This is a genomic window from Mesorhizobium sp. B2-1-3, assembly GCF_006442495.1.
Classification (GTDB): Bacteria; Pseudomonadota; Alphaproteobacteria; order Rhizobiales; family Rhizobiaceae; genus Mesorhizobium.
On sequence record NZ_VFWL01000026.1, the window covers coordinates 1 to 23,189 of the forward strand.

The window sequence follows — 23,189 nt, forward strand, 5'->3', positions numbered from 1 at the left end:
TCTGCCTCGTAGCCTTTGACTTGGTTTTCGCTATCGACGACATCGCCCGTCTCTTCGTCAACATAGGCAGCCTTGACGGGCAATCCATCTTTCCGATTCAAAATCTTGAAGTGGATTTTCGATGCCTCACTGGTTGCACCCACAAGCTTCACTCCGCACGACACGGACCCGACTTTCAGAAACCCTTTCCAAACTGCTCGTGGGGCCGCCATGCAGTCCTCCTGTCGCGCCGATCCTCGGCACAAACGTCAGCCGGATCGTTCTGTTCCGCCCGCCTGATCAGCATCGACGCGCACGATCGCATCACGGCTGGTGCGGCTTTCCATGCCAACGGTGCCCCCGCGCGGCGTCAATCCTGCTTTCGCCGCGACAAATGCGAGAGCAGCGCGGTGATCAGGCTGCTTACCACAATCCATGCGGCGATCTCGCCGTCATGCACCTCAGGCCGGCGCGGCGTGTCTATCTTGTCGCCGCTCAACGCCACTACCGGCGCAAGGTCTGGCCGGCTTCCGCGCCTGACCGAGTAAGCGCGCGTAATTTCTGCACCGAAGAGGAATATCTGCGCTGAATAATAGACCCAAAGCAGCACCACCATAAGCGCGCCTGCCGCTCCGTAGGAAGTCGCTATCGCGCTGGTGCCGATATACCAGCCGATCAGCGACTTGCCGATGGTGAACAGCAACGCAGTAACCACCGAACCGACGGCAACATCGCGCCATTTGAGCGTGCGATCCGGCAAGACCTTGTAGATCGCCGCGAAGAGCAGCCCAATTAGCAAGAAAGAGACAACGGTGTTGACGCTGCTGAGCACCAGTTCGCCGAACGGCAGGTGGTGATTGATGACATCGCTCAGCGCGGTGATCGCTGCGCTTGCCGCCAGCGATACCAGCAGCATGAAGCCCAACGCGGCAACCAGGCCGAGGCTTGCCGCGCGCGCCCGCACCAGGCGCGAAAGCGACAGGCCGTCGGCTTTTACCTTCCAGATCTCGTTCAACGACTGTTGCATCTCACCGAAAACACCGGAGGCAGTGAAGAAGAGCGTCACCAATCCGATGAGCGTGGCAAGCGTCCCGGACCATCGGTGCGAAGCCGTCTCGATCGTCGCCTTGAGTAGATCGGCACTCTGCGCGCCCATCGCGCCGGATATCTCCGTTGACAGGGCGAGCTGGGCCGCATCCTTGCCCACGGCCAGACCGGCGATCGCCACGACGATCAGAAGGATCGGCGCCAGCGATGTAGTGGCGTAGAAAGCTACCGCCGCCCCGTGGCTCAACGCATTATCGTCGATGAAGCCGGTGACGGCGTCCTTCAAGAGAATCCAGGTACCGCGAACCCAGTGTGGCATCTCCCCTCACCAGTCACGCCATATCGGACGCGGAGCGTCGCGACCTGTCTCGATCATGCCTGTCACGGCTGGTCGCACAGGGCTTCCCGTAGCCGATACAGCGCGCGGGTTGGGGTCAAGCTTCATCGAGCGCAGCCCGTCGGTAAGGCTGGCGCGGTGAGATGGCGTGGATAATCCCATCCCGCGAGCTCGGCCTCGTTGGCGAGCCTTACGTCGCAGGGTGATGCGTCAGCCATTTCGGGCCGCGCAATTCTTCTTGAGCCTTATGATCGCCGACTTGTGGACGGTAACCACACCGCCACAGTCAATCCGTACGCTCAGCTTGTTGGTTGCGGGATCGACCCGAGTGACGTCCCCAACAAGAACGACTTTGTCTCCGACGTGAGTTCTGGGGGGCGCATCGATCGCATAAGGACGATCATAGGAGGGGATGCTCACCCTGGCACGCCCACTGGGAAGCATGTCCATGACCGTACTCGTCAGGGCAACTTCATCACCGATTGCAACTTCTCGAGGCAGGTTGAATTGCAGCATGGCATTTCTCCCGAGACTATCCCAAATCAATGCTGGCAGCTCGAGTTGGTTGCCTGAAATCGCACCTACATAGCAGGCAATCGGAGACCTGCCGACGCGGATCGCGAACCGCGAGCTCAACGGCTCGCCGGGAAGGAGCACACAGGGCGGAACCTTTAAGAGCCAAGCCAACCGATATTGCGTGATCGCGAAACATCCCAGCGTGCAACGGCGTCACGCCCGAGGTCGGGTTGCATCTTGTAGGGCTCGCGTTCGCCGTAGCACCCGCGGTACCCCCGAGTTGGACATTTGCTGTCCGTTTCCGCAGGAAGAGCATCCAGCCTGCAGCACGTTAGCTTGCCGTAACGCTGACGTAGAACAAGGTGAGATCGGAGCGTGGGGCGCGCGAGACGCTCCGTCATCTCGACGTAGCGCCCTTCGCCGGAGACAAAAGCGCGCCTTTGCGGAACAAGCAGCCCGCGCCTCAGTTATGCAGGTACTGATCCCCGGGACGGCGGCTGGCTATGATGTTTTCCAGTGTTACACCGTTGTAGTCGAGGCCTATCGCTTTTCTGGATTTTCGCGGCGGTAACCCTGTCGGGTTGCGCGGGAGGCGTGCTCGACCCGCAGGGACCGGTCGGCGCGGGGAACCGCACGATTCTCCTGAACTCAATGGCCGTGATGCTGGTCATCGTCATTCCGACGCTGGTCGCGCTGCTTGCCTTCGCCTGGATATTCCGTGCCTCGAACCGCAGGGCTCGGTATGATCCAGAGTTCACCTATTCCGGCCGGATCGAGCTCATAGTCTGGTCGATTCCGACGCTGACCATCCTCTTCCTTGGTGGCTTGATCTATTATGGATCGTACCATCTCGATCCTCGCAAGCCGATCGACTCCAGCCGGCCGCCACTCGAAATCCAAGTCGTGGCGCTCGACTGGAAGTGGCTGTTCCTCTATCCCGATCAAGGTGTCGGAACGGTCAACCAGCTGGTTATTCCAACCGGCATGCCGGTGCGTTTCAGATTGACCTCGGCCAGCGTCATGAACACCTTCTTCGTGCCCCAGCTCGGCAGCATGGTCTATGCCATGAACGGCATGCAGACCGAGGTCAACCTGCAGGCTGATCGCGAGGGCGAGTACGTCGGCCTGTCGGCGCATTTCAGTGGCGATGGCTTTTCGGACATGAATTTCCGTGTCAGGGCAGTCTCGGCTGACGCCTTCGCCAGTTGGGCCTCCTCCTTGCATGGCGGAGGCGGCGTGCTCAACGCCAGCGCCTATCGCCAGCTTGCCAGGCAAAGCATCAACGCGCCGGCATCCTCGTTCGGCCATGTGCAGCCGGGCTTGTTCGATGCGGTCGTGCGCCAGACGCTACCTCCGGGGCCGGGACCTGCTGCGACCGCCGCCGGAGAGCCGCAGGTGAGCCCGAAAGCTGAGCCCAAGGCGGGAGCGCCGCCCATGGCTCACCAGCACGATGAAGGAGGATGACGATGCTCGGCAAGCTCGACTGGTCGGCCGTTCCCTTTGACCAGCCTATTCCGCTCGGCGCGGCCCTGATCGTCTTCCTGGCCGCCGCCGCCGTTCTGACCTGGGTAACGATCAAAGGCTACTGGCCCTATCTTTGGCATGAGTGGATAACCTCCGTCGACCACAAGCGGATCGGCGTCATGTATATCGTGCTGGCGGCGCTGATGCTTCTGCGCGGCTTCGTTGACGCCGTCATGATGCGCACCCAGCAGGTGCTCGCCATCCACGGGCCGGGATACCTGCCGCCGGAGCACTACGACCAGGTCTTTTCGGCCCACGGCACGATCATGATCTTCTTCGCCGCGATGCCCTTTGTCATTGGGCTGATGAATTTCGTCATCCCGCTGCAGCTCGGCATCCGCGACGTCGCCTTCCCGACGCTGAACTCAGTGAGCTTCTGGCTGACCGCGACCGGCGCGCTGCTCGTCAACATTTCGCTCGTCGTCGGCGAATTCGCGCGCACCGGGTGGCTACCTTATGCACCGCTGTCGGAGACGACCTACTCGCCAGGCGTCGGCGTCGATTATTATTTGTGGTCGATCCAGATCTCCGGCGTCGGCACCCTGCTCACGGGCGTCAACCTGGCGACCACCATCCTCAAGATGCGCGCGCCAGGCATGGGCTATCTGCGCATGCCGATGTTCTGCTGGACCTCGCTTGCCTCCAACATGCTCATCGTCGCCGCATTCCCTATCCTTACCGCAACCCTCGCCATGCTAACCCTCGACCGTTATCTCGGCTTCCATTTTTTCACCAACGAAGCCGGCGGTAACCAGATGATGTTCGTCAATCTCATCTGGGCCTGGGGTCACCCCGAGGTCTACATCCTCGTGCTTCCCGCCTTCGGGATCTATTCGGAGATCTTCTCGACCTTCTCGTCGAAACCGCTGTTTGGCTATCGTTCGATGGTTGCGGCGACGATGTTCATCTGCATCGTCTCCTTCATGGTCTGGCTGCACCACTTCTTCACCATGGGCGCCGGCGCTGATGTCAATGCGGCTTTCGGCATCGCCACCTCGGTTATCGCCGTCGGCACCGGGGTCAAGATCTACAACTGGCTCTTTACCATGTATGGCGGGCGCGTGCGCTTCGAAACGCCAATGCTGTGGGCGCTAGGCTTTGTCACCACTTTCATCATCGGCGGCATGACCGGCGTGCTGCTCGCCGTTCCGCCGGCCGATTTCATGCTGCACAATTCGCTCTTTCTCGTGGCGCATTTTCACAACGTCATCATCTCGGGCGTGCTGTTCGCGGCCTTTGCCGGCTTCACCTACTGGTTCCCGAAAGCCTTCGGGTTCCGGCTGCATGAGGGTTGGGGCAAGGCGGCGTTCTGGGTCACGCTTGCCGGCTACATTCTGGTGTTCGTGCCGCTCTATATCGTCGGCCTTCTCGGCATGACCCGCCGCCTTCAGCATATCGACATGGATATGTGGGCGCCGTGGCTTGTCGTGGCGGCCTTCGGAATCGTGGTGATGATCGTCGGCGCCGCATGCCAGGTCACGCAGCTTGTCGTCTCGATCAGGCATCGCGACGAGTTGCGCGACGAGACCGGCGACCCTTGGGACGGGCGCTCGCTGGAATGGTCGACATCCTCGCCGCCGCCCGTCTTCAACTACGCGCGGCTGCCGCATGTCGAAAACGAGGAGCCCTACTGGACCGTCAAGCAAAGGGCAATGGACGAGCAGAGTCAGGAGACCGAAGAGGACTACGAGGCGATCGAGATGCCGCGCAATAGCCCCACAGGCTTCGTCACCGCCTTCTTCAGCACTCTGATTGGCTTCGCGCTCATCTGGCACATCTGGTGGTTGGCGATTGTCGGCTTCATCGGGGCCTATGCCACCTTCGTTGTATTCGCCTGGCGCGAGCATGGCGATTACGAGATCCCTGCCGAGGAGGTCGGCCGCATCGATCTTGACCGCAAGGCAGCCCAGCTTGCCTGGATGCGTAGACGCGAGCGTGTGGCATGAGCGACATCCCCGCCGGCACCGCAACGCGCGATCCCTACCGGCTGGGCCGCACCGCAGGGCATGGCCACCACGTATTCTCGGCGACCGGCCACGGCGAGGGTGGCCCGGCCTCGAAGTTCGTCACGGTTGCCTACGGCTTTTGGATCTTCCTGTTGTCGGACATCATAATGTTCTCGGCTTTCTTCGCCGCGTATGCCGTCCTGTCCAATTCGGCGGCGGGCGGGCCAACAGGCAAGGAGCTGTTTGAGTTGACGCGCGTCGCGGCACAGACGGCGCTGCTGCTCATCTCGAGCTTCACTGGCGGCCTTGCGATGCTCGCGACCCACCGCCGGTCAATGGCCGCCGCCCAGTTCTGGTTGCTGGTGACCGGCCTGCTTGGTGCGGCCTTCCTGTTCCTGGAGGTGCAGGAATTCGCGGCCATGGTGAATGAGCAGGCGGGCCCATCACGCAGCGCCTTCCTGTCCGCGTTCTTCGCCCTTGTGGGCTGCCACGGAACCCATGTTGGACTTGGCCTGCTTTGGCTCGGCACCATGATGGCGCAGCTCTGGATAAAAGGCTTTCGTCCCGACATATTGCGCCGGCTTCACTGCTTCAGCCTGTTCTGGCACGCGCTGGACATCATCTGGATCGCCATCTTCACCCTGGTCTATCTGCTGGGAGCGTCATCATGAGCGAAATGGACAGCCGGCACGAGGACATGCTTGACCGCCGCGATTCCGCACCAGGCGAAGAACGCAGCGAGGAACACGAGGTGGCGGGAGGCCTTTCCGGCTATCTGCTGGGCTTTGGCCTGGCAATCCTGTTGTCAGTGGCGTCCTTCATTGCGGCACAAACCGATCTAATTTACCAGCCGGCCGTGATCTCGGCCCTGACGGTGCTTGCCATCGCACAAATGGGCGTCCATCTCGTCTTTTTCCTGCACCTGACGACAGGACCTGACAACACCAACAACGTGCTCGCGCTCGCTTTCGGTGTGCTGATCGTGACCTTGGTCGTTTTGGGCTCGGTGTGGATCATGAACCATCTCAGCCAGAACATGGGAGCGATGGATGCGCATCAGGCTCACATGATGCCATAACGCTGTTCCAGGTCTGTGGCCTGGGCGCAAAACCGCCTGTCCATCGGTTCGGTTACCTTGCGCATAGCGTCCGCACTTTCAGGCGTCGAAAATCCATAGGTGCGAAGAGCCGTGAGGAACTAGTCGAGCTGTTTGGCCCGGCAATGTCTATATCGGCCCGCTCACGGTCGGCAGCAGAGTGAACTGCTGCCCATGGTCGCAACGTCTGTGCCTTCCATCATAATTTCAGGAACTAGGAACATAGGGGCCTCGTCCGAGTTCCATTGAAAGCGTGGGAACATAGCTCAGTTTGCCAAGGGATCTGGCGAGGATTCCTTGCTCTGTGAGCGCTCCCACTTTCCACATTGTGTTCAACGAATGCTCCGGATCATGGGTCGCCCACAGCTTTCCTCCCTGGCTTTCAGCCTCCTGGTACTCGTTAATTGTGCATTGCTGCAAAGCAGGGCCTGGGCACAGCTACCCTGCCCCGCCGACCACGCCAAGCTCCTGGCTGCCCTCAAGGCAAACGTCAAAGCAAGCGGAGGCCCCGCCAATGGCGGCTTCGAGACCAATGAATGGGCGGCGATCGTTACGCGTGACGGGACAGTTTGCGCCGTTGCTTTCAGCGGCCCCACCAGCGATGCGCAGTGGCCCGGCAGCCGGCTGATCGCAGCCGAAAAGGCCAGCACGGCCAACGGGCTCAGCGTTGCCCAGATGGCTCTCTCGACGGCGAATCTATATGCTTCTGTTCAGCCGGGTGGCCCCTTGTTCGGCTTGCAGCTTACCAATCCTGTCAACCAGGCAGCCGCTTATGCCGGCGACAGCAAGACCTTTGGGAGTGCGAGCGATCCGCTGATTGGCAAGCCGATCGGCGGCGTCGTGGCATTTGGCGGCGGCCTTGCTCTCTACGACGGCAAAACGATTGTCGGCGGGCTTGGCATCAGCGGCGACTCCTCCTGCGCCGATCACAATGTCGCTTGGCGCCTGCGTGCGGCCCTGGGCCTGGACAAGGTTCCGGCGGGCGTCAACCCCAACGCCAAGGACGCCATCGTCTACGATCTCGATCCTGGCGGAAAGAGCGCCTCCGGCTGGGGTCATCCGTTGTGCGCGGGAACCGAGGCGGACGTCGCGGCGGAACTGGGCGCCGGAGTGGGAGGTTCGATCCGCAAATGAGGGGATCTCTGAAAGTGGCGGGGAAATACGCATCTGCGACACCAGACGGCCGAGGAGCGGAAAGGGGCCGCGGTTTCGACTTTAGGCCGTTGAAGTGGCTAGTGCTGGCCGCAGGCTGCTCATTGCTGAACGCCGCGGCCGCGCAGTCCGCGGTGACACCCGCCATCACACCGCCCGCCGCGGCCGCGCCACCTGATGACGGCCAATGGACAATGCCGGCTAAGAATTATGCCTCGACGCGCTACAGCGAACTGGCGGACATTAACGAGGACAATGTCAAGAACCTTCAAGTTGCCTTCACTTTTTCGACCGGAGTGAACAAGGGTCAGGAAGCGGCGCCACTCGTCGTCGGCAACACGATGTATATCGTGACACCTTTTCCAAACATCGTCTACGCGCTCGATCTTTCCAAACCGGGCGCGCCGATGAAATGGAAGTTTGAGCCAAATCCCGAACCTGCCGCGCAGGGCGTTGCCTGCTGCGACGTCGTCAACCGCGGTGCGGTCTTCGCCGACGGGCGCCTCTTCTTCAACACGCTGGATGGTCACACCATCGCGCTGGATGCTGTCACTGGCCAACCGGTCTGGAACGCGCATGTCGGCAACATCAACATCGGCGAGACCATAACCATGGCGCCGCTTGTGGTGAAGGGCAAAGTGCTGGTCGGCAATTCCGGCGGCGAGATGGGTGTGCGCGGCTGGGTCAAGGCGCTGGACGCGGGCGACGGACATGTCGTCTGGACGGCTTACGGCACCGGACCGGACAAGGACGTGCTGATCGGGCCGGATTTCAAGCCGCATTACGACATGGACAAGGGCAAGGACCTTGGCGTGACCACATGGCCGCCGGAAGCCTGGAAGATCGGCGGCGGCAACATGTGGGGCTGGATCTCTTACGATCCGGACCTCAACTTGATCTATCACGGGACCGGCAATCCAGGGCCGTGGAATCCGGACCTTCGACCCGGCGACAACAAATGGACCTCCGGGATTTTCGCGCGCGATCCCGATACCGGAGCCGCGAAATGGTTCTACCAATGGAGCCCGCACGACCTGCACGACTACGACGGCATCAACGAGCAGATCCTGCTCGATATGAATTGGCAGGGTAAGCCGCGCAAAGTGCTCGTCCGCCCGGAGCGCAACGGCTATCTCTACATTCTGGATCGGACCACCGGGGAAGTCCTGTCGGCGACACCCTATGGGGCCGTCAATTCCAGCAAGGGCGTCGATCTGAAAACCGGGCGTCTGATCGAAAACCCGGACAAGAAAACCGGCACCGGCAGGGTGATCCGGGATATCTGCCCGACAGCATCCGGGCTCAAGGATTGGCAGCCATCTGCGTTCTCGCCGAAGACAGGACTGCTCTACATCCCACACAACAATCTGTGCATGGACGAAGAGGGCCTCGAGGTGAACTACATCGCCGGCACCCCCTATGTCGGCATGAATGTGCGCATGATCCCGGGCCCGGGTGGCAACCGCGGCGCCTTCACCGCATGGGACATCGCGGCTGCGAAGCCGGCTTGGAGCCTGAGAGAGAATTTTCCGGTGTGGAGTGGCGCGGTCGCCACCGCCGGCAACGTCGTGTTCTACGGCACAATGGAGGGCTGGTTCAAAGCTGTGAGCGCAAGGACAGGGGAATTGCTTTGGCAGTTCAAGACCTCGTCCGGGATCATCGGCCAGCCGGTCACCTATCGCGGCCCCGACGGGCACCAATATGTCGCGATCCTGTCGGGCGTCGGTGGTTGGGCCGGCGCGATCGTCTCGGGCGATCTCGACCCGCGCGACGCTACCGCCGCGCTCGGCTTCGTTAACGCGATGAAAGACCTGAAGAACGCGACCACGGCGGGAGGCACGCTCTATGTGTTCCGGCTCCCCTGATGCTTTCGAGTTGAAGACAGTTCGAAGACGCGAGGCGAACGGGCGTCTTGTGGCCGCGGTGGTAGCGTTTGCCTCGCTGCTCTTCGCGGTTGCCGCCGACGCACGTGAACTCAAGGTATGTGCCGACCCTAACAACATGCCGTTTTCCAACGCCGCTGGACAGGGCTTCGAAAACAAGATTGCCCAGATCATCGCCAAAGAGCTGGATGCAAGACTTTCCTATACCTGGTGGGCCCAACGCCGCGGGTTCGTTCGCAACACGCTCAAGGCAGGCCTGTGCGATCTCATACTTGGCACTCCCGCCAATCTCGAAATTCTCCGCGCCACCGCTCCCTATTACCGCTCGACCTATGTCTTCGTGACGCGGCGGGACAGTCCCGAGATCACGTCTTTCAACGATCCACGCCTGCGCACTCTGCGCATCGGCGTGCAGCTCATCGGCGATGACGGGGCCAACTCCCCACCGGCCCAGGCACTCGGCCGCCGCGGCATTGTCGGTCATCTCGTCGGCTATCCAGTCTATGGCGACTATTCGGCTCCCAACCCGCCCGCGCGCATTGTCGAGGCGGTGGCCAGCGGCGAGATCGATGTTGCCGTCGTCTGGGGCCCGCTCGCTGGTTATTTCGCCGCCAAGCAGAAGACACCGCTGCGCATCACGCCCGTGACACCTCGAATCGACGGGCCTCAATTGCCAATGGTCTACGACATCTCCATGGGCGTCCGACGCGGGGACGACGGGCTGCGCGACGAAGTGGATGCAGCCCTTGCCAAGCACAAGGCTGAGATCGACGCGACCCTGGCCCGATACGGTGTGCCGCGCCTTGATACCGGCGGGAGCGCGGACCGATGAGGCGGAACCTCACCGTGCTCTTGTCGGCGATGCTGGCCCTTGCCGCTTGCCAGCGGGAAGAGCGCGACACACGTCCGCAATCGGCCCTTGGGTCCGGCCAACAGCCAACGCCGGTGACTGCGCTGGAGCCAGGCGGCCAAAGGCCGCTCCCGAGCGACAACAAGGCGGCCAGCTTCGAGGCCAACGCCTTTCATCTTAGCGAGGGCAAGCGCCTGTTCAGCTGGTTCAATTGCTCGGGGTGCCATGCCAATGGCGGCGGCGGCATGGGACCGGCGCTGATGGATGAGAAGTGGGTTTACGGCAGCTCGATCGAGAGTATCCACGCAACGATCCGGGACGGGCGGCCTAACGGCATGCCTAGCTTCCGAAACAAGATACCCGATGATCAGATTTGGGAGCTTGCAGCCTTCGTACGTTCGCTGAGCGGCAACGCCCCCTCCTCCGCCGCACCACAGCGTAACGACGACATGATGGTCCATCCGTCGGAAAATCGCCTCCCCGATGCCGCGACGCTGGGGAAATCGCCGTGAAACGATTTTTTCCCAAAGCGAGTTGCGCAGCCGCTCTCCTGGCGCTTTCAGGTTGCAGCGGCTGGCAGTCCGCTCTCGATCCGAAAGGCCCGGCCGCGGGCGAGCTCGCCTGGCTGATCTGGTTTTTCACTGCCCTGTGCGCGGCCGTGTGGATGCTGGTGATGGTCGTGCTGGTCGCCACCCTGTTCCAGCGAGTTCGAACAGGAAAAGATCCGCTCGTGCTCGACCTCGCTTCCGAACATCGCAAAATGCGCGTGGTCTTGACCGCGGTTGGGGTGACTGCGGCGATCCTAATTGGGCTGACCCTGTTGAGCTTTTTCGCCAACAGGACGCTTGCCGGGATCGGCTCGGATGAGGCGCTGACGGTCCGCGTGACCGGCCATCAATGGTGGTGGGAAGTGCGCTACGAGAATGCCCAGCCAAGCCGCATCCTGACGACGGCGAACGAAATCCATATTCCGGCCGGCGAGCCGGTTCGGCTTCTTTTGACTTCAACAGACGTAATCCACTCCTTCTGGGTGCCGAGCCTTGCCGGCAAGCTCGACCTCATCCCCGGACATATGAATGTGCTGGACATCAGGGCTGACAAGCCAGGCGTCTATCGTGGTCAATGTTCTGAGTTCTGCGGCGCGCAGCACGCCAACATGGGCACCTTCATCATTGCCGAGCCGCGGCCGCAGTTCGATGCCTGGCTGGACGACCAGTTGCGGCCTGCCGCCGCTCCGACCAATGCCGAAGCCAAGGCCGGCGCGGATCTTTTCCTCCAGCGGCCCTGCGTGATGTGCCACAGGATCGGCGGCACACCCGCAGGTGGCACGGTAGCGCCCGATCTTACCCATATAGCCAGCCGGCAAACTCTCGCAGCCGGAACGCTGACGATGAGCCGCGGCAATCTCGCCGCTTGGATCGCCGATCCGCAAGGCATCAAGCCCGGCTCCCACATGCCTGTAATGGCTCTCAACGGCGACGAGCTCAATGCCATCGTCGCTTACCTCGAGGGGCTGAAATGACCAGCGCCGACCTGACGAGCGGACGCGACCTGCGGGCGGAAGCCCAAGCAAAGGGAGATCTCGCTCCCGAGCATGACGGACCGCGCGATACCGGCATGGAGGAAGCCGACCTCCAGCGGCGGCTGGAGCGCACCTGGCGTACGCCCCCCGGCATCGTCGGCGCGCTTTCGAGCGTCGACCACAAGGTGATCGCCAGGCGCTATCTGATCACTGCCTTTATCTTTCTGTGTCTGGGCGGGCTCAACGCAGTGGCTATGCGTGTTCAGCTCTCGGGACCACAGCGTGGGCTGATCGGGCCGGACCTCTACAACCAGCTGTTTACCATGCACGCCGTCACGATGATGTTCCTGTTCGCGGTACCGATCGTGCAGGCGACCGGCATTTATCTCGTGCCGCTGATGGTCGGCACCCGCAACATTGCGTTTCCGCGGCTGAATGCGTTCAGTTACTGGGTCTATGTTTCGGGCGGCCTGTTCGCCTGGGTGTCTTTCGCTCTCAACATGGCGCCGGACGTCGGCTGGTTCGCCTATGTGCCGCTGTCCGGTCCCGAATTCGCCCCTGGCAAGCGCGCCGACGTCTGGGCGCAGATGATTACCTATACCGAGGTGTCTTCACTGGCTGTGGCAGTGGCGACGATCGTCACGATCTTGAAGCAGCGTGCTCCCGGCATGTCGCTGGACAAGATCCCGCTATACGTCTGGGCGATGCTGGTCACCTCCTTTGTCGTCGTCTTCGCAATGCCGGCGGTGATGATCACCTCGACATTCCTGATCCTCGACAGGCTGGTCGGCACACACATCTTCAACCCGGCCGAAGGCGGTGATGCCTTGCTGTTCCAGCATCTGTTCTGGTTCTTCGGTCACCCCGAGGTCTACATCATCTTCCTGCCGGCGACCGGCATGGTCTCCTCGATCATCCCGGCTTTCGCCCGCCGACCGGTGTTCGGCCATCTCGGCATGGTTCTGTCGTTGATCGCGGTCGGCTTCCTGTCCTTTGGCCTGTGGGTCCACCATATGTTCGCGACAGGCCTGCCCAAGCTCGGCGCCAGCTTCTTCACCGCTTCCAGCATGATGATCGCTATTCCCAACGGCGTACAGATCTTCTGCTGGCTGGCAACGATGTGGGACGGCAGACCGGTGATCCGCACGCCAATGTTGTTCGTGTTCGGCTTCTTCTTCATCTTCGTCATCGGCGGTCTCACCGGCGTCATGCTGGCCTCCGTGCCGCTGGATCTGCAGGTGCACGACACCTACTTCGTCGTCGCGCATTTCCACTATGTGCTGATCGGCGGATCGGTATTCCCGCTGCTGGGTGCGGCCTATTTCTGGTTTCCTAAAATCACCGGCCGAATGATGAGCGAGCGCCTGGGCCGCTTGCATTTCTGGCTGGCCTTCATTGGCTTCAACGCCGCCTTTTTCCCGATGCACATCGTGGGGCTGTGGGGCATGCCGCGACGGGTCTACACCTATCCGGCCGAGCTTGGCTGGGGGAACATCAACCTGTTCATAACAGCAGGCGCGGTGGTCTTCTTCCTGAGTTTCGTCCAGTTCACCTTCAATCTTGTGCATGGCGCGTTGAAAGGCGCAGCGGCAGGCAACAATCCCTGGGAGGCCGGCACCCTGGAATGGGCAACGCCCTCGCCGCCGCCGAGCTATAATTTCGCGCGCATTCCGGTCGTCACCAACGCGGAGCCACTCTGGGCCGAGCGCGACGCTCTTCCCGTAGCGACCGGGCTTCGCGTCGACGCGCGCGAGCTGCTGGTCTCGACAGTCGCTGAAGCCCATCCCGACATTCGCGAGAAATCGGCGACACCGTCGATCTGGCCGCTCTTTGCAGCGTTCGCCGTAGGCGGCACGTTTCTCTATTCGATCTTCACCCCCTGGGCCATCGTGTGGGGCGCCCTGCCAATCGCCGTCACCTTGATCGGCTGGTTCTGGCCAAAAGGTGATCCGGAGGACGAGGAATGAACGAGCGTCCCGTCACAGATGTTTCCGGTCTCCCCACCTTTGGGCATGGTCCGCGCAGCCCGACCTGGTGGGGCACGCTCGCTTTCATGGCTCTGGAGGGCACCGGCTTTGCGCTCGCCGCAGCCGCCTATCTCTACTTGGCGGTCTCTTGGCCTGAATGGCCGTTGAGTGCACCGCAGCCGAACCATTGGCCAGGAACGATCGTCACGCTGCTGCTGATCGCCAGCCTGGTGCCGAACCACATCCTCGATCGCTATGCCAAGCAATGCGCCATCGTGCCGGTGCGGATCGGACTGGTTGTCATGTCGCTGCTCGGCCTCGCCCCGCTCCTTGTGCGCTGGTTCGAGTTTCCGGCCTTGAACGTTTACTGGGATACGAACGCCTACGGCTCGATGCTTTGGGTGCTGCTCGGGCTCCACACCACGCATCTGATAACAGATGTCGGCGATACGATCGTGCTGACGGTGCTGATGTTCACGCGCCATGGCTATAGCGGGCGACGCTTCGGCGACATCGGCGACAATGTTTTCTATTGGGATTTCGTGGTCGCAACCTGGCTTCCGATCTATCTGCTGATCTACTGGGTACCGAGGCTCGGCTGACATGCGCGCGGTCCGGTTGGGAACTTCCTGGGGTGGGCTTTTGTCGGGCCCGTTGGCTTGGGCGGTCTCGACGCAACTGAACTACTCGCTGGTTCCCTGGCAATGCAATCACCAGGTGCCGGTCGTGCTTCCCTTAGCGTTGCTGCTGGCCTTGTTCTCGCTTCTGGGCGGTGCTCTGTCCTGGCAGGCAAAGCGGCAAGGCGGCGCTGCTTTCAAAGCAGAACGCACGCGCGGTACCGAGCATTTCGTCGCCGATCTCGGCATGCTGGCGGCTCTCCTGTTTGCACTGGTCATCATCATGCAGGGAAGCGCCGCACTTATCCTGGACGAGTGTCTGCGATGAACCTGGCCACTCTCTTCTCCACCTCGATCTGCTATGGCTCCGGCGCGCCCGAGGCCGGATGGACACTTGCGCTTCCCATCACGGCCCCGCTGACGGCCGTCGCGCTCATCTACATGGCCGGTGCGATGAGGCTGTGGCGCCGCAGCACTCGCGGCCGTCCGCTACGGATGCGTCAGGCGCTGCTGTTTGCCGCCGGCTGGAGCGTACTGACGGCAGCGTTGGTCAGTCCGATCCATGCTCTCGGCGAGCGGCTGTTTGTCGCGCACATGATCGAGCACGAGTTGCTGATGGCAGTGGCGGCGCCGCTGCTGGTCATCGCCTGCCCCGCCCCTGCTCTGCTGTGGGCATTTCCCGTAACGTTTCGGCGTGCCCTGGGTATGGTTGGGCATGGCAAATCGCTGCGAGCGCTCTGGACCTTTGCGAGCCGGCCTGTCACCGCAACGATTGTTCACGGGATCGCGATATGGGTGTGGCACATTCCGGTCCTGTTTGAGGCAGCGCTCGAGCATGGCGTGCTGCACTATGCCCAACATGCGAGCTTCCTCGGCACAGGCCTGCTCTTCTGGTGGGCGTTGCTGCCGCGCCCAAGCCAACAGCAGACCTATGGAAATGCCGTGATGCATCTTTTCTTCACCTCCCTGCACACCGGCCTGCTCGGCGTCCTGCTTCTTCTATCGCCGAAGCTCTGGTACCCGGAGAATGCTGCCGGGGCGGCAGTGTGGAATTTAAGCCCGATCGAGGACCAGCAGCTTGCCGGGCTCGTTATGTGGGTCCCGGCCGGCCTTATCTATGGCGGGGCAGCGCTATTGCTGGCCGGCCTCTGGATAACGACGAGCGGAACCAGGAAGGTCGCGCATGCGCCCTGGCCCATCTAAATTGATCATCGCCGTGTGCATTCTGCTGGTCGTCGCGGGCGGCGCGCTCGCATTGTGGGCCGACCGAGCCCGTCGGGTGCAGCAAGAGGCGGATGCCGCTACCGGCGGCGTCGGTGCACGTGCGATACCGATCATGCTGGCGAATGGCTGCGCCGGCTGCCACACCATCACCGGTGTACCCGGTGCGGTAGGCCACGTCGGCCCACGCCTGGACGCCAGTCTATCTGACAGGATCTATGTTGGCGGTGTGCTGGCTAACAATCCGGAGAACATGATCCACTGGATACGGTCAGCAAGGGACATCAATCCGCACACCGCCATGCCCTCCACCGGCATCACCGAGCAGCAAGCGCGTGACATCGCCGCCTATCTCTATGCTTTGAGATAGACCGCCGCCTCGGCGGGACCACGGGCTGCGCCCAGGACCATAGCCGACGACGGGGAACAAAGCTGCCCGATTATGGTTTGGACAGCAGCCGGCGCAGTACAAATTCAAGTCCGCCGTGCTGCTGGGTCATAAGCCCCAGCCAAGAGCCCGCTTCCCCCTCCCTCAAGAGCGGGCTCTTTCCTTGTGGATCGGATGCGGAGCGATCAGGGGCGAGGACTGAGGCGACATGAAGCAACTTCTGTCAGATCTCGCCGCAATGGCCGAACCCGGCTTCTGGATCGCCTTGGGGCTTTTAGCCCTGCCTTACTCCGTGGGAGTAATCTTCCTGATCAAGACATGCCACTGCCTCTGATCGCCCAGCCTTCCGATCGTACGGGCTTTATTACCTGCCAGCGCAAGATGTGAGTGACCATCACGAACTGGAATCGTCGCCGAGGCCATCCGCGCCGCTCGAACACCCATAAGGTTGCCGACCACGCGTTGGAGGAGTTGCTGGGAGCATGCATTGCCGCGGAGGAGCCTTCCGCACTTGTATGTCGCCTTTGGTGGGCCCTGAACGATGCGCGGAAGCGCGCGTTCACAGCATCGAACTGGCCGGTTGAGCATACCGCGACGTTGGTCGAAGAATCCGGATTGCGGCGAGCACATTTCTCCCCTTTTTCGGTCACATTTTATCGGGGCGGATCCCACTCACACCGATGCGGCAACCATCGAGTCCGAGGAGACACTGGACAAGTCGTTCTGTTGCTGGCGGCGAAACCAGTCCAGGGTGAGGCGCACACCCTCTTCAAGAGGTATTTGACAGGCCCAGCCGGGGATGATCCTCCGCGCTAGGGTTAAGTCCGGACAGCGGTTCGTCGGATCTTGGGGAATCGGATCAACATGCACGATTTTGGTGCCTGGCACCAAGCCAGCGACGTAACGGGCAACATCGACAACGGAAATCTCACGATCGTTTCCGATGTTCAGGGGACCAATATAACCATGCTCCTTCCCCCAGAAGAATTGTTCTAGGCCGTCCACGATATCGCTGACGTATCCCCAACTCCGCGACTGCAAGCCGTCGCCAAAAACGATTATAGGTTTGCCGAACAGCGCATTCGTGATGAAATTTGATACTGCACGTCCATCGTCAGGTCGTGTCCTAGGTCCGTAGACGTTGAACAATCTTGCAACTCGAATGTCGAGCCCGCTCAATCGGTTACTCTCAAAAAGCAGGGCCTCGGCGCAACGCTTACCTTCGTCATACGATGAACGCGGCCCGGTGCAATCAACGGAGCCCCTATAAGTTTCCGGTTGCGGCGTTACCAGCGGATCGCCGTAAACCTCAGACGTGGACGTGAAACAGAAGCGGCCCCCGGCGCGAAGAAGGGTCAGAAGCCGCATAGTTCCTATTACGTTGGCCGAGATGGTTCGTACCGGATCTTGCATATACCAGGGAGGCGAAGCAGGCGAGGCGAGATGATAGATCTCGTCAAAAAGGCTCCCCTGCTGAAAATCTTCAACAGCCACATCTATCACGACCAAGCGAGGGTCGGCGATATGATCCAGATTGGCACGCGTACCAGTCCAGAAATTGTCAACAGCAACAATTCGATTGATTTCTTGCCTTAACAACAGTCGATCAACCAGGTGGGATCCGATGAACCCGGCTGCTCCCGCGACAAGAACACTTTTCATTTCCGACCCAAAGCTTTGCAGCTTGCTCAGGAGCTATGAACGCTGACTCGTCAAGCCGTCTGAATTTCCAATGAGATGTCACTCCCTCCACGCAATGATGGTTCGCGCAACGCGCATCGCCCGAACAACCCTAATCCGCGCAAATAGTACCACCCCGTTGGACAATGGCACATCTTAAGGACCCTGTCACCAGCGGTGCAGTGCATACACTACACTGTAAAAACGAAAGATTTCTGTAGCCTGACTATCTTCGATGGGCATAACATCACCACAAGTTCAATAGGGAAATGTATCCTCGACAACCCAGCACAGGTGGGAGAATAGCGGTAGAAACTCAGACGGCCCGGGCAGGTGTTCGTTCGCATCCGGATCGAATATAAAGTCCGTGTGCGAGAAATGCCCTCCTTCCGATTGGACTTATCGAACAACGGGGATATGCGGCGCGATCTCGCGCCTCCGGAGGATCTGGTCGAGCATTGAGGGCGGCTGGTATGCGCTCTCGAATGGTGAGGCTCGTGAACGGCAGGCACCATCAAAAGTGCTGATTGCACTGCGCGGAAATGTAAGCCTCAATGGGGCTGTCAAGGGAGGCGGACGCCATCATCGTGTCGGACCAGACAGGCGCGCAATCAGCTGTCGTGACAATCATCGATCCGTCCCGCAAGCGAGGACTGTTCGAACCTTCCGAGCTTTGGCGATATCGGGAAGTTGTGTTCTTCCTGGCCTGGCGTGATTTCAAGGTCAAATACCGGCAGACTTATCTGGGCATCCTTTGGGCAATGCTGCAGCCGCTCGTTGCTATGTCGGTCTTCAGCATCTTCTTCGGCAAGCTCGCAGGCATTTCGTCCAACGGCGCGCCATACCCGCTATTTGTTCTGTGTGGGCTTGTGCCATGGAGTTTTTTTTCGCGAGCCGTCGCCAGCATGACGGGCAGCCTCGTCAGAAACCAGGAACTGGTGAAACGCGTCTATTTCCCGCGTCTGATCATTCCCATCTCCACGATGGCCTCATGCCTGACCGATATGCTCGTCGGCTTCGCTCTTTTGTTCGCCGCCATGCTGGCATTCGGAAGCTGGCCGGCACCACAAGCAGTCTTCTTGCCGCTGTTCGTGCTCGTAATGGCTGCGTCAGCGACTGGAGTGGGCGTGGCATTGTCGGCGATCAACGTTCGCTTTCGCGATGTGGGCTATCTGTTGCCGTTCAGCCTTCAGATACTTCTGTTCATGACCCCGATCGTCTATCCAGCCAATCTCGTTCCTCAATTGTGGCGGCCGCTCTATAGTCTGAACCCAATGGTTGGGACAGTCGAAGCCATCCGCTGGAGCGTGCTGGGCACGCCTGCGGACTGGCTCATGATCTCGATATCAACGCTCTCCTCGCTAGCCCTTCTCGTTGCCGGACTGACTATCTTCTCAAAATCCGAACGCGCGTTTCCGGACCTGATCTGAGTGATGACCGACATCGTGATCCAGGCTGCCAATCTCTCCAAGGCGTATAGACTTGGTGTGGCGAACAACAGCTTCCCCACGCTGCGAGACGCGCTCGCCAGCAAAAGGCGGGGTCTTCGCGGGGAGGCCGATACAAGCCACCGCAAAGGTGCGGACGAGCCGTTCTGGGCGTTGAAAAACGTCTCCTTCGAGGTGCACGCAGGCGAAGTCCTTGCCGTGATCGGTCCCAACGGTGCAGGAAAGAGCACCATTCTCAAGATACTGGCGAAGATCGTGGAGCCGACTTCCGGCCGCGCGACGATACATGGACGGCTGGGAGCTTTGCTGGAGGTCGGCACGGGGTTCCATGCCGAACTGACCGGCCGTGAGAACATTTATCTCAACGGGGCCATACTCGGCATGCGGCGCATCGAGATCAATTCCAAGCTTGACGAGATCGTGGATTTCTCCGGGGTCGAGCCGTTTCTCGATACGCCTGTCAAACGATACTCAAGCGGCATGTACTTGCGTCTGGCCTTCGCGATTGCCGCCCACGTCAATCCCGACATTCTGGTGGTCGATGAGGTCTTGGCCGTCGGCGATGCCACGTTCCAGAAGAAATGCATCGCCAAGGCAGCGAGCATCGCCGGGACAGGCCGCACCGTGCTGATCGTCAGTCACCAGATGCCGGTTCTGCAGCGACTTTGCACCCGCGCAATCCTTATCGACGGCGGGATGATCCAGGCGGACGGTCCGACTCAGGACGTGGTCCGGGATTATCTCCAGACGCTTGAGGCCCGCGCAGGAACCGATCTGAGTGTGCGATCCACGCGCACCGGGCGCGGCCGCCTCCGTGTGGTCGGCATCGAAGTTTTCAATGAAATGGGTCCCGTCGCGTCCGGGCAGCCGGCAACTTTTCGGCTTCAGGTTGATGGGCCGCGCGAAACATTGCAGTGCCTTGTGACTATCATTGATGATCTCGGGGATCCTGTGACCTCATTTGATAGCCGGGAGCATTCCCTGCATGACCGTCACGGCGAAGTCTACACGGTACATGTGGACAGCCTTATGCTGAGACCAGGGCGCTACAGGATTGACGTAGCGCTGGTGGCGGACGACAGGGTGGTCGAAGACCATGTCGAGACGGCCGCTGTGTTCGATGTCATGCCCGGTTTGCTCGACGATCGACCGGTCAGCGCCCAGCCTGGCTTTGGCAATGTCAGCTTCCCGCATCGATGGGTGGTCAGGAAGTGACGCCTGTTTTCACCTGTCCACGTGCGCAAGCTGTCGCCAAACCCTGCGCCGCTGCTTTGCTGTCCACATCATGATCTTCAGGGCAAGCTGTTCGGCTTTGCTTCCGATCGTTGCAGGCGTGACATAGGGCGCGCGTGCCAGCCGCAGCGCCAATTGGAGGCGGAAATCCCGCGTTCCACTTTCCATCATATGCTCCGCGATCCAGTCCAGAAAAGCGGCGCGGGCGGGGTGTTTCCCCATCCGATCGTAGAGCCCTCGCTGAGTGGCAATCGCCGAGGCCGAACTGGAATGCTGCCGGTAACGTGCGAGAGTTACAGGAGTGATAAAGGCTGGGAATCGCAGGAATAGCTTCGCCCACAGAGCCTGGTCTTCATAGAGCTCAAAGTGCTCCTCAAAGCCACCAACCGTGCTAACCGCGCTTCTCCGCAAGAGCACGGAACAGGTACACGGAACGTGGCCGTCCTGCATCAGCAGCAGCCGACCCAAAAGCCGGGGGGGCTGATGTAAGCGTGCGGCAAGTCCATCCGTCGGCTCGACCCAGTCGGAGCGCGCTCCATCCGGGTACCACCATTTGGTCGGCCCGAAAATCATTGCGGCATCCGGGTTGGCATCGGCTGCCGCCAGGACCGTCTGCAGCATATGCGGCTCGTACAAATCATCTGCATCCAGGAAGGCAAGCAAATCGCCGCAGCTGGCCGCTATTCCGGCGTTTCTCGCTGCCGCGGCGCCACGCTTGGATCCGGGAGGCCTGCGCAGCACCTTAATTCGAGGATCGATTGCCGCGGCATCATTGGCGATCATGATACTGTCGTCCGTCGAATTGTCGTCAACCAGCAAGAGCTCCCAATCTGCAATCGTCTGGGCCCGGACGCTGGCGATCGCTTCACCCAGATTTGACGCCGCATTGAGGAAGGGGGTTATGATCGTCACCCGCGGCACGGAAGTCATCGCTGCAGCCGTCTTACGATGCTTCGCTTGCTCGTCTTCCAGGTTTCGCGCGCGAGCACTTTCCAGATTGCGGAACGAATGCGGAAGGAGGCGCCCTGATCCGCCATCACCCCATTCAGCCATCTGAGAAACGTGATACGCGCGGCTTCGTCAGCGCCTACCCTGGCAGAAGCGGCAGAGCAGCTTTCGACGTGCTGGCGGTATCTCGCCCAGGTCTGGCCGGACACGTAGACGGGCGCGAATGCGAGCGCCTTCGCAAAGAAAGTCTGGTCTTCGAACATCAGGCGGAAGCTGTTCTCGAATCCCCCGAGCGTTGCCAACAAACTTGAACGCATCAGGGCGTTGCAAGTTGTCGGCGTCTGGGCTTGGTTCTGCAGCAGCAGTTCCAGCAGCACGGGCGGATCGTATCGGGCGTTCGGTTCGACTCCGAGCGGGTAATAGTAGTCCGCACGACCAGCAAGCTTTGCCCAGCTATGCCAGATCAACGTCCGGCCGTAGATTAGACCGAGCGCCGGATCACTTTCCATGATGCAGACTTGTTCGGACAGCTTTTCGGGCAGCCATGTATCGTCTGCATCGAGAAACGCGACATAGGCGCCCCGCGCCTCGGCCAGCCCGCGGTTGCGCGACGCGCTAATACCATGATTGCCCTTGTCGGGATGGGAGAGTAGTCGCACCTTGCCTGGCAGGCGCTGCGCATAGTCGCGCACGATGACAGATGAACGGTCCGTCGAGCCATCGTCGACGACGAGGAGTTCCCAGTCGGTGAAGCTTTGACCTACAACGCTGTCAATAGCTTCCCGGAGGTATCTCTCGCCGTTGAACACGACGATGATTGCCGTGACGCGCGGTTCTCGGCATGCATGGTCAGCCATGGCAAAGGACCGCGCGCCGGAACTCTCTCTCACCCCAATCAGCGACCGTGACCCGCGGCAGTCGGAAGGGGTCGACCCTGAGCCCAGCTTCACGCGGCAGGGTGGTTACTGCATAGTCCATGCCAGCAGATCTTACCGCTTCGGCGGTGCTGTCGTCGAAGTCTCCGAAGGGGTATGCGAATCCCGCCACCCTCCGCCCTGTGATCTCTTCGCATTGTTGGCGGCTAGCGGAGATCTCGCGTTCAAGACTGTCCCGTTTCAGCAACGGCAGGGATGGATGCGTGCAGGTGTGGGCACCGATCGAAACGCCATCGGTGTCGGCGAGATGCCGCAGCTCCGAATGAGTCATGGCGCGGTCACACCTTCGGGGGCTGGCGTCGGTTCCTGCCCATCTTGCCAGTTGCTGCAGCGCCCTACTCCGTTCGTGTACTCTCAACGGCTTCAGCAGTGCGTGCAAGCCGAAATGGAGCGCCGTGCGGCTGATGACGAGATTCGATTTCGCGCGCGTGGCGTCCTCCGTCAGGAGCCAATCATAGTTTCGGCCCGCGATCTGGATCGCGAGCCTCTCCGGGAGAGCAGGCGTTTCCAAAGTGATGCGCGACAGAATATCCCACCAGAACACTGAGGGGTCGCTGAGCGCGTGGGTAGTGACGAAGACGGTCACAGGAGCGTTCATGCGTAGCATGACCGGCACGGCATTTTGCACGACATCCGCATAACCGTCGTCAAAGGTAACTGCCGCGGCATTTCTCGCTGGCTTTCCGTCCCGAAGCCGTTGTGCCAGCCATTGCAGGGGAACAATATCGCGCGCCTTTGTCAGGATTTCGATTTGGCGTGCGAAATTTTGTGGCGAGACCGAGAGTTCCCAAGGATCGACGCGTGGCTCTCCGACGCGATGATACATCAGCACGAGCGGCCGGTTGTAACCGGCAAGCAATCGGCCCCGTCGCAGGAGCTTGCTAAGAGCTTGACGCACTG

24 protein-coding genes are annotated in these 23,189 nt (G+C 60.8%); 17 read left to right on the plus strand and 7 right to left on the minus strand.

Features of this window, described 5'->3' with window-relative positions:
* The 3 genes from FJ973_RS28700 to FJ973_RS28710 all read right to left on the minus strand — a co-directional run.
* Window positions 1-212, minus strand: a 212-nt coding sequence (locus tag FJ973_RS28700; RefSeq protein ID WP_348642406.1) for a Ku protein, incomplete at its 3' end; no start/stop codon positions are given.
* Between the two features lie 137 nt (window positions 213-349).
* The gene (locus FJ973_RS28705; protein ID WP_140517449.1) at window positions 350-1,345 is read right to left on the minus strand and encodes a YihY/virulence factor BrkB family protein; all 996 of its coding nucleotides are present in this window, start codon (window positions 1,343-1,345) and stop codon (window positions 350-352) included.
* Between the two features lie 228 nt (window positions 1,346-1,573).
* Window positions 1,574-1,879: a preprotein translocase subunit YajC gene (locus FJ973_RS28710; RefSeq protein ID WP_140521307.1), complete on the minus strand. Its 306-nt coding sequence runs from the start codon at window positions 1,877-1,879 to the stop codon at window positions 1,574-1,576.
* Window positions 1,880-2,395: 516 nt separating this feature from the next.
* On the opposite strand from FJ973_RS28710, the gene cyoA reads away from it, so the two are divergent.
* The 15 genes from cyoA to FJ973_RS31660 all read left to right on the plus strand — a co-directional run bounded on the left by cyoA (window position 2,396) and on the right by FJ973_RS31660 (window position 16,379).
* The gene (gene cyoA, locus FJ973_RS28715) at window positions 2,396-3,343 is read left to right on the plus strand and encodes a ubiquinol oxidase subunit II (protein WP_140558710.1); all 948 of its coding nucleotides are present in this window, start codon (window positions 2,396-2,398) and stop codon (window positions 3,341-3,343) included.
* A 2-nt stretch (window positions 3,344-3,345) separates the two neighbouring features.
* The gene (cyoB, locus tag FJ973_RS28720) at window positions 3,346-5,349 is read left to right on the plus strand and encodes a cytochrome o ubiquinol oxidase subunit I (RefSeq protein ID WP_181170974.1); all 2,004 of its coding nucleotides are present in this window, start codon (window positions 3,346-3,348) and stop codon (window positions 5,347-5,349) included.
* Window positions 5,346-6,020 carry a cytochrome o ubiquinol oxidase subunit III gene (cyoC, locus tag FJ973_RS28725; RefSeq protein ID WP_140558712.1) on the plus strand — a complete coding sequence of 225 codons (675 nt, stop codon included), beginning with the start codon at window positions 5,346-5,348 and terminating at the stop codon, window positions 6,018-6,020. The genes cyoB and cyoC overlap by 4 nt, the downstream gene beginning before the upstream one ends.
* Window positions 6,017-6,427, plus strand: a complete 411-nt coding sequence (gene cyoD, locus FJ973_RS28730; protein ID WP_140558713.1) for a cytochrome o ubiquinol oxidase subunit IV — start codon at window positions 6,017-6,019, stop codon at window positions 6,425-6,427. Before cyoC ends, cyoD begins: the two co-directional genes overlap by 4 nt.
* Before the next feature lie 429 nt (window positions 6,428-6,856).
* Complete coding sequence (locus tag FJ973_RS28735) at window positions 6,857-7,579, plus strand: heme-binding protein (RefSeq protein ID WP_224519043.1); 723 nt, start codon at window positions 6,857-6,859, stop codon at window positions 7,577-7,579.
* 122 nt (window positions 7,580-7,701) lie between these two features.
* Complete coding sequence (locus FJ973_RS28740; RefSeq protein ID WP_348642407.1) at window positions 7,702-9,462, plus strand: methanol/ethanol family PQQ-dependent dehydrogenase; 1,761 nt, start codon at window positions 7,702-7,704, stop codon at window positions 9,460-9,462.
* Window positions 9,463-9,511: 49 nt separating this feature from the next.
* Entirely contained in the window at window positions 9,512-10,312 is an 801-nt protein-coding gene (locus FJ973_RS28745; protein WP_281407028.1) for a substrate-binding domain-containing protein, read from the plus strand.
* Window positions 10,309-10,842: a c-type cytochrome gene (locus tag FJ973_RS28750; protein WP_140500652.1), complete on the plus strand. Its 534-nt coding sequence runs from the start codon at window positions 10,309-10,311 to the stop codon at window positions 10,840-10,842. Before FJ973_RS28745 ends, FJ973_RS28750 begins: the two co-directional genes overlap by 4 nt.
* Window positions 10,839-11,852 (plus strand): cytochrome c oxidase subunit II, encoded by a 1,014-nt coding sequence (gene coxB, locus FJ973_RS28755; RefSeq protein ID WP_140558716.1) that lies wholly within the window; start codon window positions 10,839-10,841, stop codon window positions 11,850-11,852. Before FJ973_RS28750 ends, coxB begins: the two co-directional genes overlap by 4 nt.
* A complete protein-coding gene (gene ctaD / locus FJ973_RS28760) occupies window positions 11,849-13,819 on the plus strand; it encodes a cytochrome c oxidase subunit I (protein ID WP_140558717.1) in 1,971 nt (656 codons plus the stop codon). Before coxB ends, ctaD begins: the two co-directional genes overlap by 4 nt.
* Window positions 13,816-14,421, plus strand: coding sequence for a cytochrome c oxidase subunit 3 (locus FJ973_RS28765; protein WP_140558718.1), 606 nt, complete (start codon window positions 13,816-13,818; stop codon window positions 14,419-14,421). The genes ctaD and FJ973_RS28765 overlap by 4 nt, the downstream gene beginning before the upstream one ends.
* 1 nt (window position 14,422) lies before the next feature.
* Window positions 14,423-14,764 carry a hypothetical protein gene (locus tag FJ973_RS28770; RefSeq protein WP_140500656.1) on the plus strand — a complete coding sequence of 114 codons (342 nt, stop codon included), beginning with the start codon at window positions 14,423-14,425 and terminating at the stop codon, window positions 14,762-14,764.
* Window positions 14,761-15,639 (plus strand): cytochrome c oxidase assembly protein, encoded by an 879-nt coding sequence (locus FJ973_RS28775; protein ID WP_140500657.1) that lies wholly within the window; start codon window positions 14,761-14,763, stop codon window positions 15,637-15,639. The genes FJ973_RS28770 and FJ973_RS28775 overlap by 4 nt, the downstream gene beginning before the upstream one ends.
* Before the next feature lies 1 nt (window position 15,640).
* Window positions 15,641-16,027, plus strand: coding sequence for a c-type cytochrome (locus tag FJ973_RS28780; RefSeq protein ID WP_226880554.1), 387 nt, complete (start codon window positions 15,641-15,643; stop codon window positions 16,025-16,027).
* A gap of 226 nt (window positions 16,028-16,253) precedes the next feature.
* Window positions 16,254-16,379 (plus strand): hypothetical protein, encoded by a 126-nt coding sequence (locus FJ973_RS31660; protein WP_263486168.1) that lies wholly within the window; start codon window positions 16,254-16,256, stop codon window positions 16,377-16,379.
* A 338-nt stretch (window positions 16,380-16,717) separates the two neighbouring features.
* Here the strand turns inward: FJ973_RS31660 and FJ973_RS28785 are convergent, their stop codons facing one another.
* Complete coding sequence (locus FJ973_RS28785; protein ID WP_140558719.1) at window positions 16,718-17,707, minus strand: NAD-dependent epimerase/dehydratase family protein; 990 nt, start codon at window positions 17,705-17,707, stop codon at window positions 16,718-16,720.
* Between the two features lie 605 nt (window positions 17,708-18,312).
* On the opposite strand from FJ973_RS28785, the gene FJ973_RS28790 reads away from it, so the two are divergent.
* Window positions 18,313-19,155: an ABC transporter permease gene (locus tag FJ973_RS28790; protein ID WP_181169484.1), complete on the plus strand. Its 843-nt coding sequence runs from the start codon at window positions 18,313-18,315 to the stop codon at window positions 19,153-19,155.
* Between the two features lie 3 nt (window positions 19,156-19,158).
* Window positions 19,159-20,388: an ABC transporter ATP-binding protein gene (locus FJ973_RS28795; RefSeq protein WP_140558720.1), complete on the plus strand. Its 1,230-nt coding sequence runs from the start codon at window positions 19,159-19,161 to the stop codon at window positions 20,386-20,388.
* A 9-nt stretch (window positions 20,389-20,397) separates the two neighbouring features.
* On the opposite strand, the gene FJ973_RS28800 is transcribed toward FJ973_RS28795, so the two are convergent.
* Genes FJ973_RS28800 through FJ973_RS28810 form a run of 3 tightly spaced genes read right to left on the minus strand, consistent with a single transcriptional unit; the run spans window position 20,398 to window position 23,148 of the window.
* The gene (locus FJ973_RS28800) at window positions 20,398-21,336 is read right to left on the minus strand and encodes a glycosyltransferase (protein ID WP_181170975.1); all 939 of its coding nucleotides are present in this window, start codon (window positions 21,334-21,336) and stop codon (window positions 20,398-20,400) included.
* Entirely contained in the window at window positions 21,333-22,211 is an 879-nt protein-coding gene (locus FJ973_RS28805) for a glycosyltransferase (protein WP_140558722.1), read from the minus strand. Before FJ973_RS28805 ends, FJ973_RS28800 begins: the two co-directional genes overlap by 4 nt.
* Entirely contained in the window at window positions 22,204-23,148 is a 945-nt protein-coding gene (locus FJ973_RS28810) for a polysaccharide deacetylase family protein (protein ID WP_181170976.1), read from the minus strand. The genes FJ973_RS28805 and FJ973_RS28810 overlap by 8 nt, the downstream gene beginning before the upstream one ends.
* Window positions 23,149-23,189: the final 41 nt, after the last annotated feature.

What these genes read in the sequence shown, in the direction of transcription:
- FJ973_RS28800 (WP_181170975.1), bottom strand. Translation starts at nt 21,336, where the DNA reads ATGACTTCCGTGCCGCGGGTGACGATCATAACCCCCTTCCTCAATGCG.
- FJ973_RS31660 (WP_263486168.1), top strand. Translation starts at nt 16,254, where the DNA reads ATGAAGCAACTTCTGTCAGATCTCGCCGCAATGGCCGAACCCGGCTTC.
- ctaD (WP_140558717.1), top strand. Translation starts at nt 11,849, where the DNA reads ATGACCAGCGCCGACCTGACGAGCGGACGCGACCTGCGGGCGGAAGCC.
- FJ973_RS28765 (WP_140558718.1), top strand. Translation starts at nt 13,816, where the DNA reads ATGAACGAGCGTCCCGTCACAGATGTTTCCGGTCTCCCCACCTTTGGG.
- FJ973_RS28710 (WP_140521307.1), bottom strand. Translation starts at nt 1,879, where the DNA reads ATGCTGCAATTCAACCTGCCTCGAGAAGTTGCAATCGGTGATGAAGTT.
- cyoC (WP_140558712.1), top strand. Translation starts at nt 5,346, where the DNA reads ATGAGCGACATCCCCGCCGGCACCGCAACGCGCGATCCCTACCGGCTG.
- cyoB (WP_181170974.1), top strand. Translation starts at nt 3,346, where the DNA reads ATGCTCGGCAAGCTCGACTGGTCGGCCGTTCCCTTTGACCAGCCTATT.
- FJ973_RS28795 (WP_140558720.1), top strand. Translation starts at nt 19,159, where the DNA reads ATGACCGACATCGTGATCCAGGCTGCCAATCTCTCCAAGGCGTATAGA.
- FJ973_RS28785 (WP_140558719.1), bottom strand. Translation starts at nt 17,707, where the DNA reads ATGAAAAGTGTTCTTGTCGCGGGAGCAGCCGGGTTCATCGGATCCCAC.
- FJ973_RS28775 (WP_140500657.1), top strand. Translation starts at nt 14,761, where the DNA reads ATGAACCTGGCCACTCTCTTCTCCACCTCGATCTGCTATGGCTCCGGC.
- FJ973_RS28770 (WP_140500656.1), top strand. Translation starts at nt 14,423, where the DNA reads ATGCGCGCGGTCCGGTTGGGAACTTCCTGGGGTGGGCTTTTGTCGGGC.
- FJ973_RS28805 (WP_140558722.1), bottom strand. Translation starts at nt 22,211, where the DNA reads ATGGCTGACCATGCATGCCGAGAACCGCGCGTCACGGCAATCATCGTC.
- FJ973_RS28750 (WP_140500652.1), top strand. Translation starts at nt 10,309, where the DNA reads ATGAGGCGGAACCTCACCGTGCTCTTGTCGGCGATGCTGGCCCTTGCC.
- cyoD (WP_140558713.1), top strand. Translation starts at nt 6,017, where the DNA reads ATGAGCGAAATGGACAGCCGGCACGAGGACATGCTTGACCGCCGCGAT.
- FJ973_RS28705 (WP_140517449.1), bottom strand. Translation starts at nt 1,345, where the DNA reads ATGCCACACTGGGTTCGCGGTACCTGGATTCTCTTGAAGGACGCCGTC.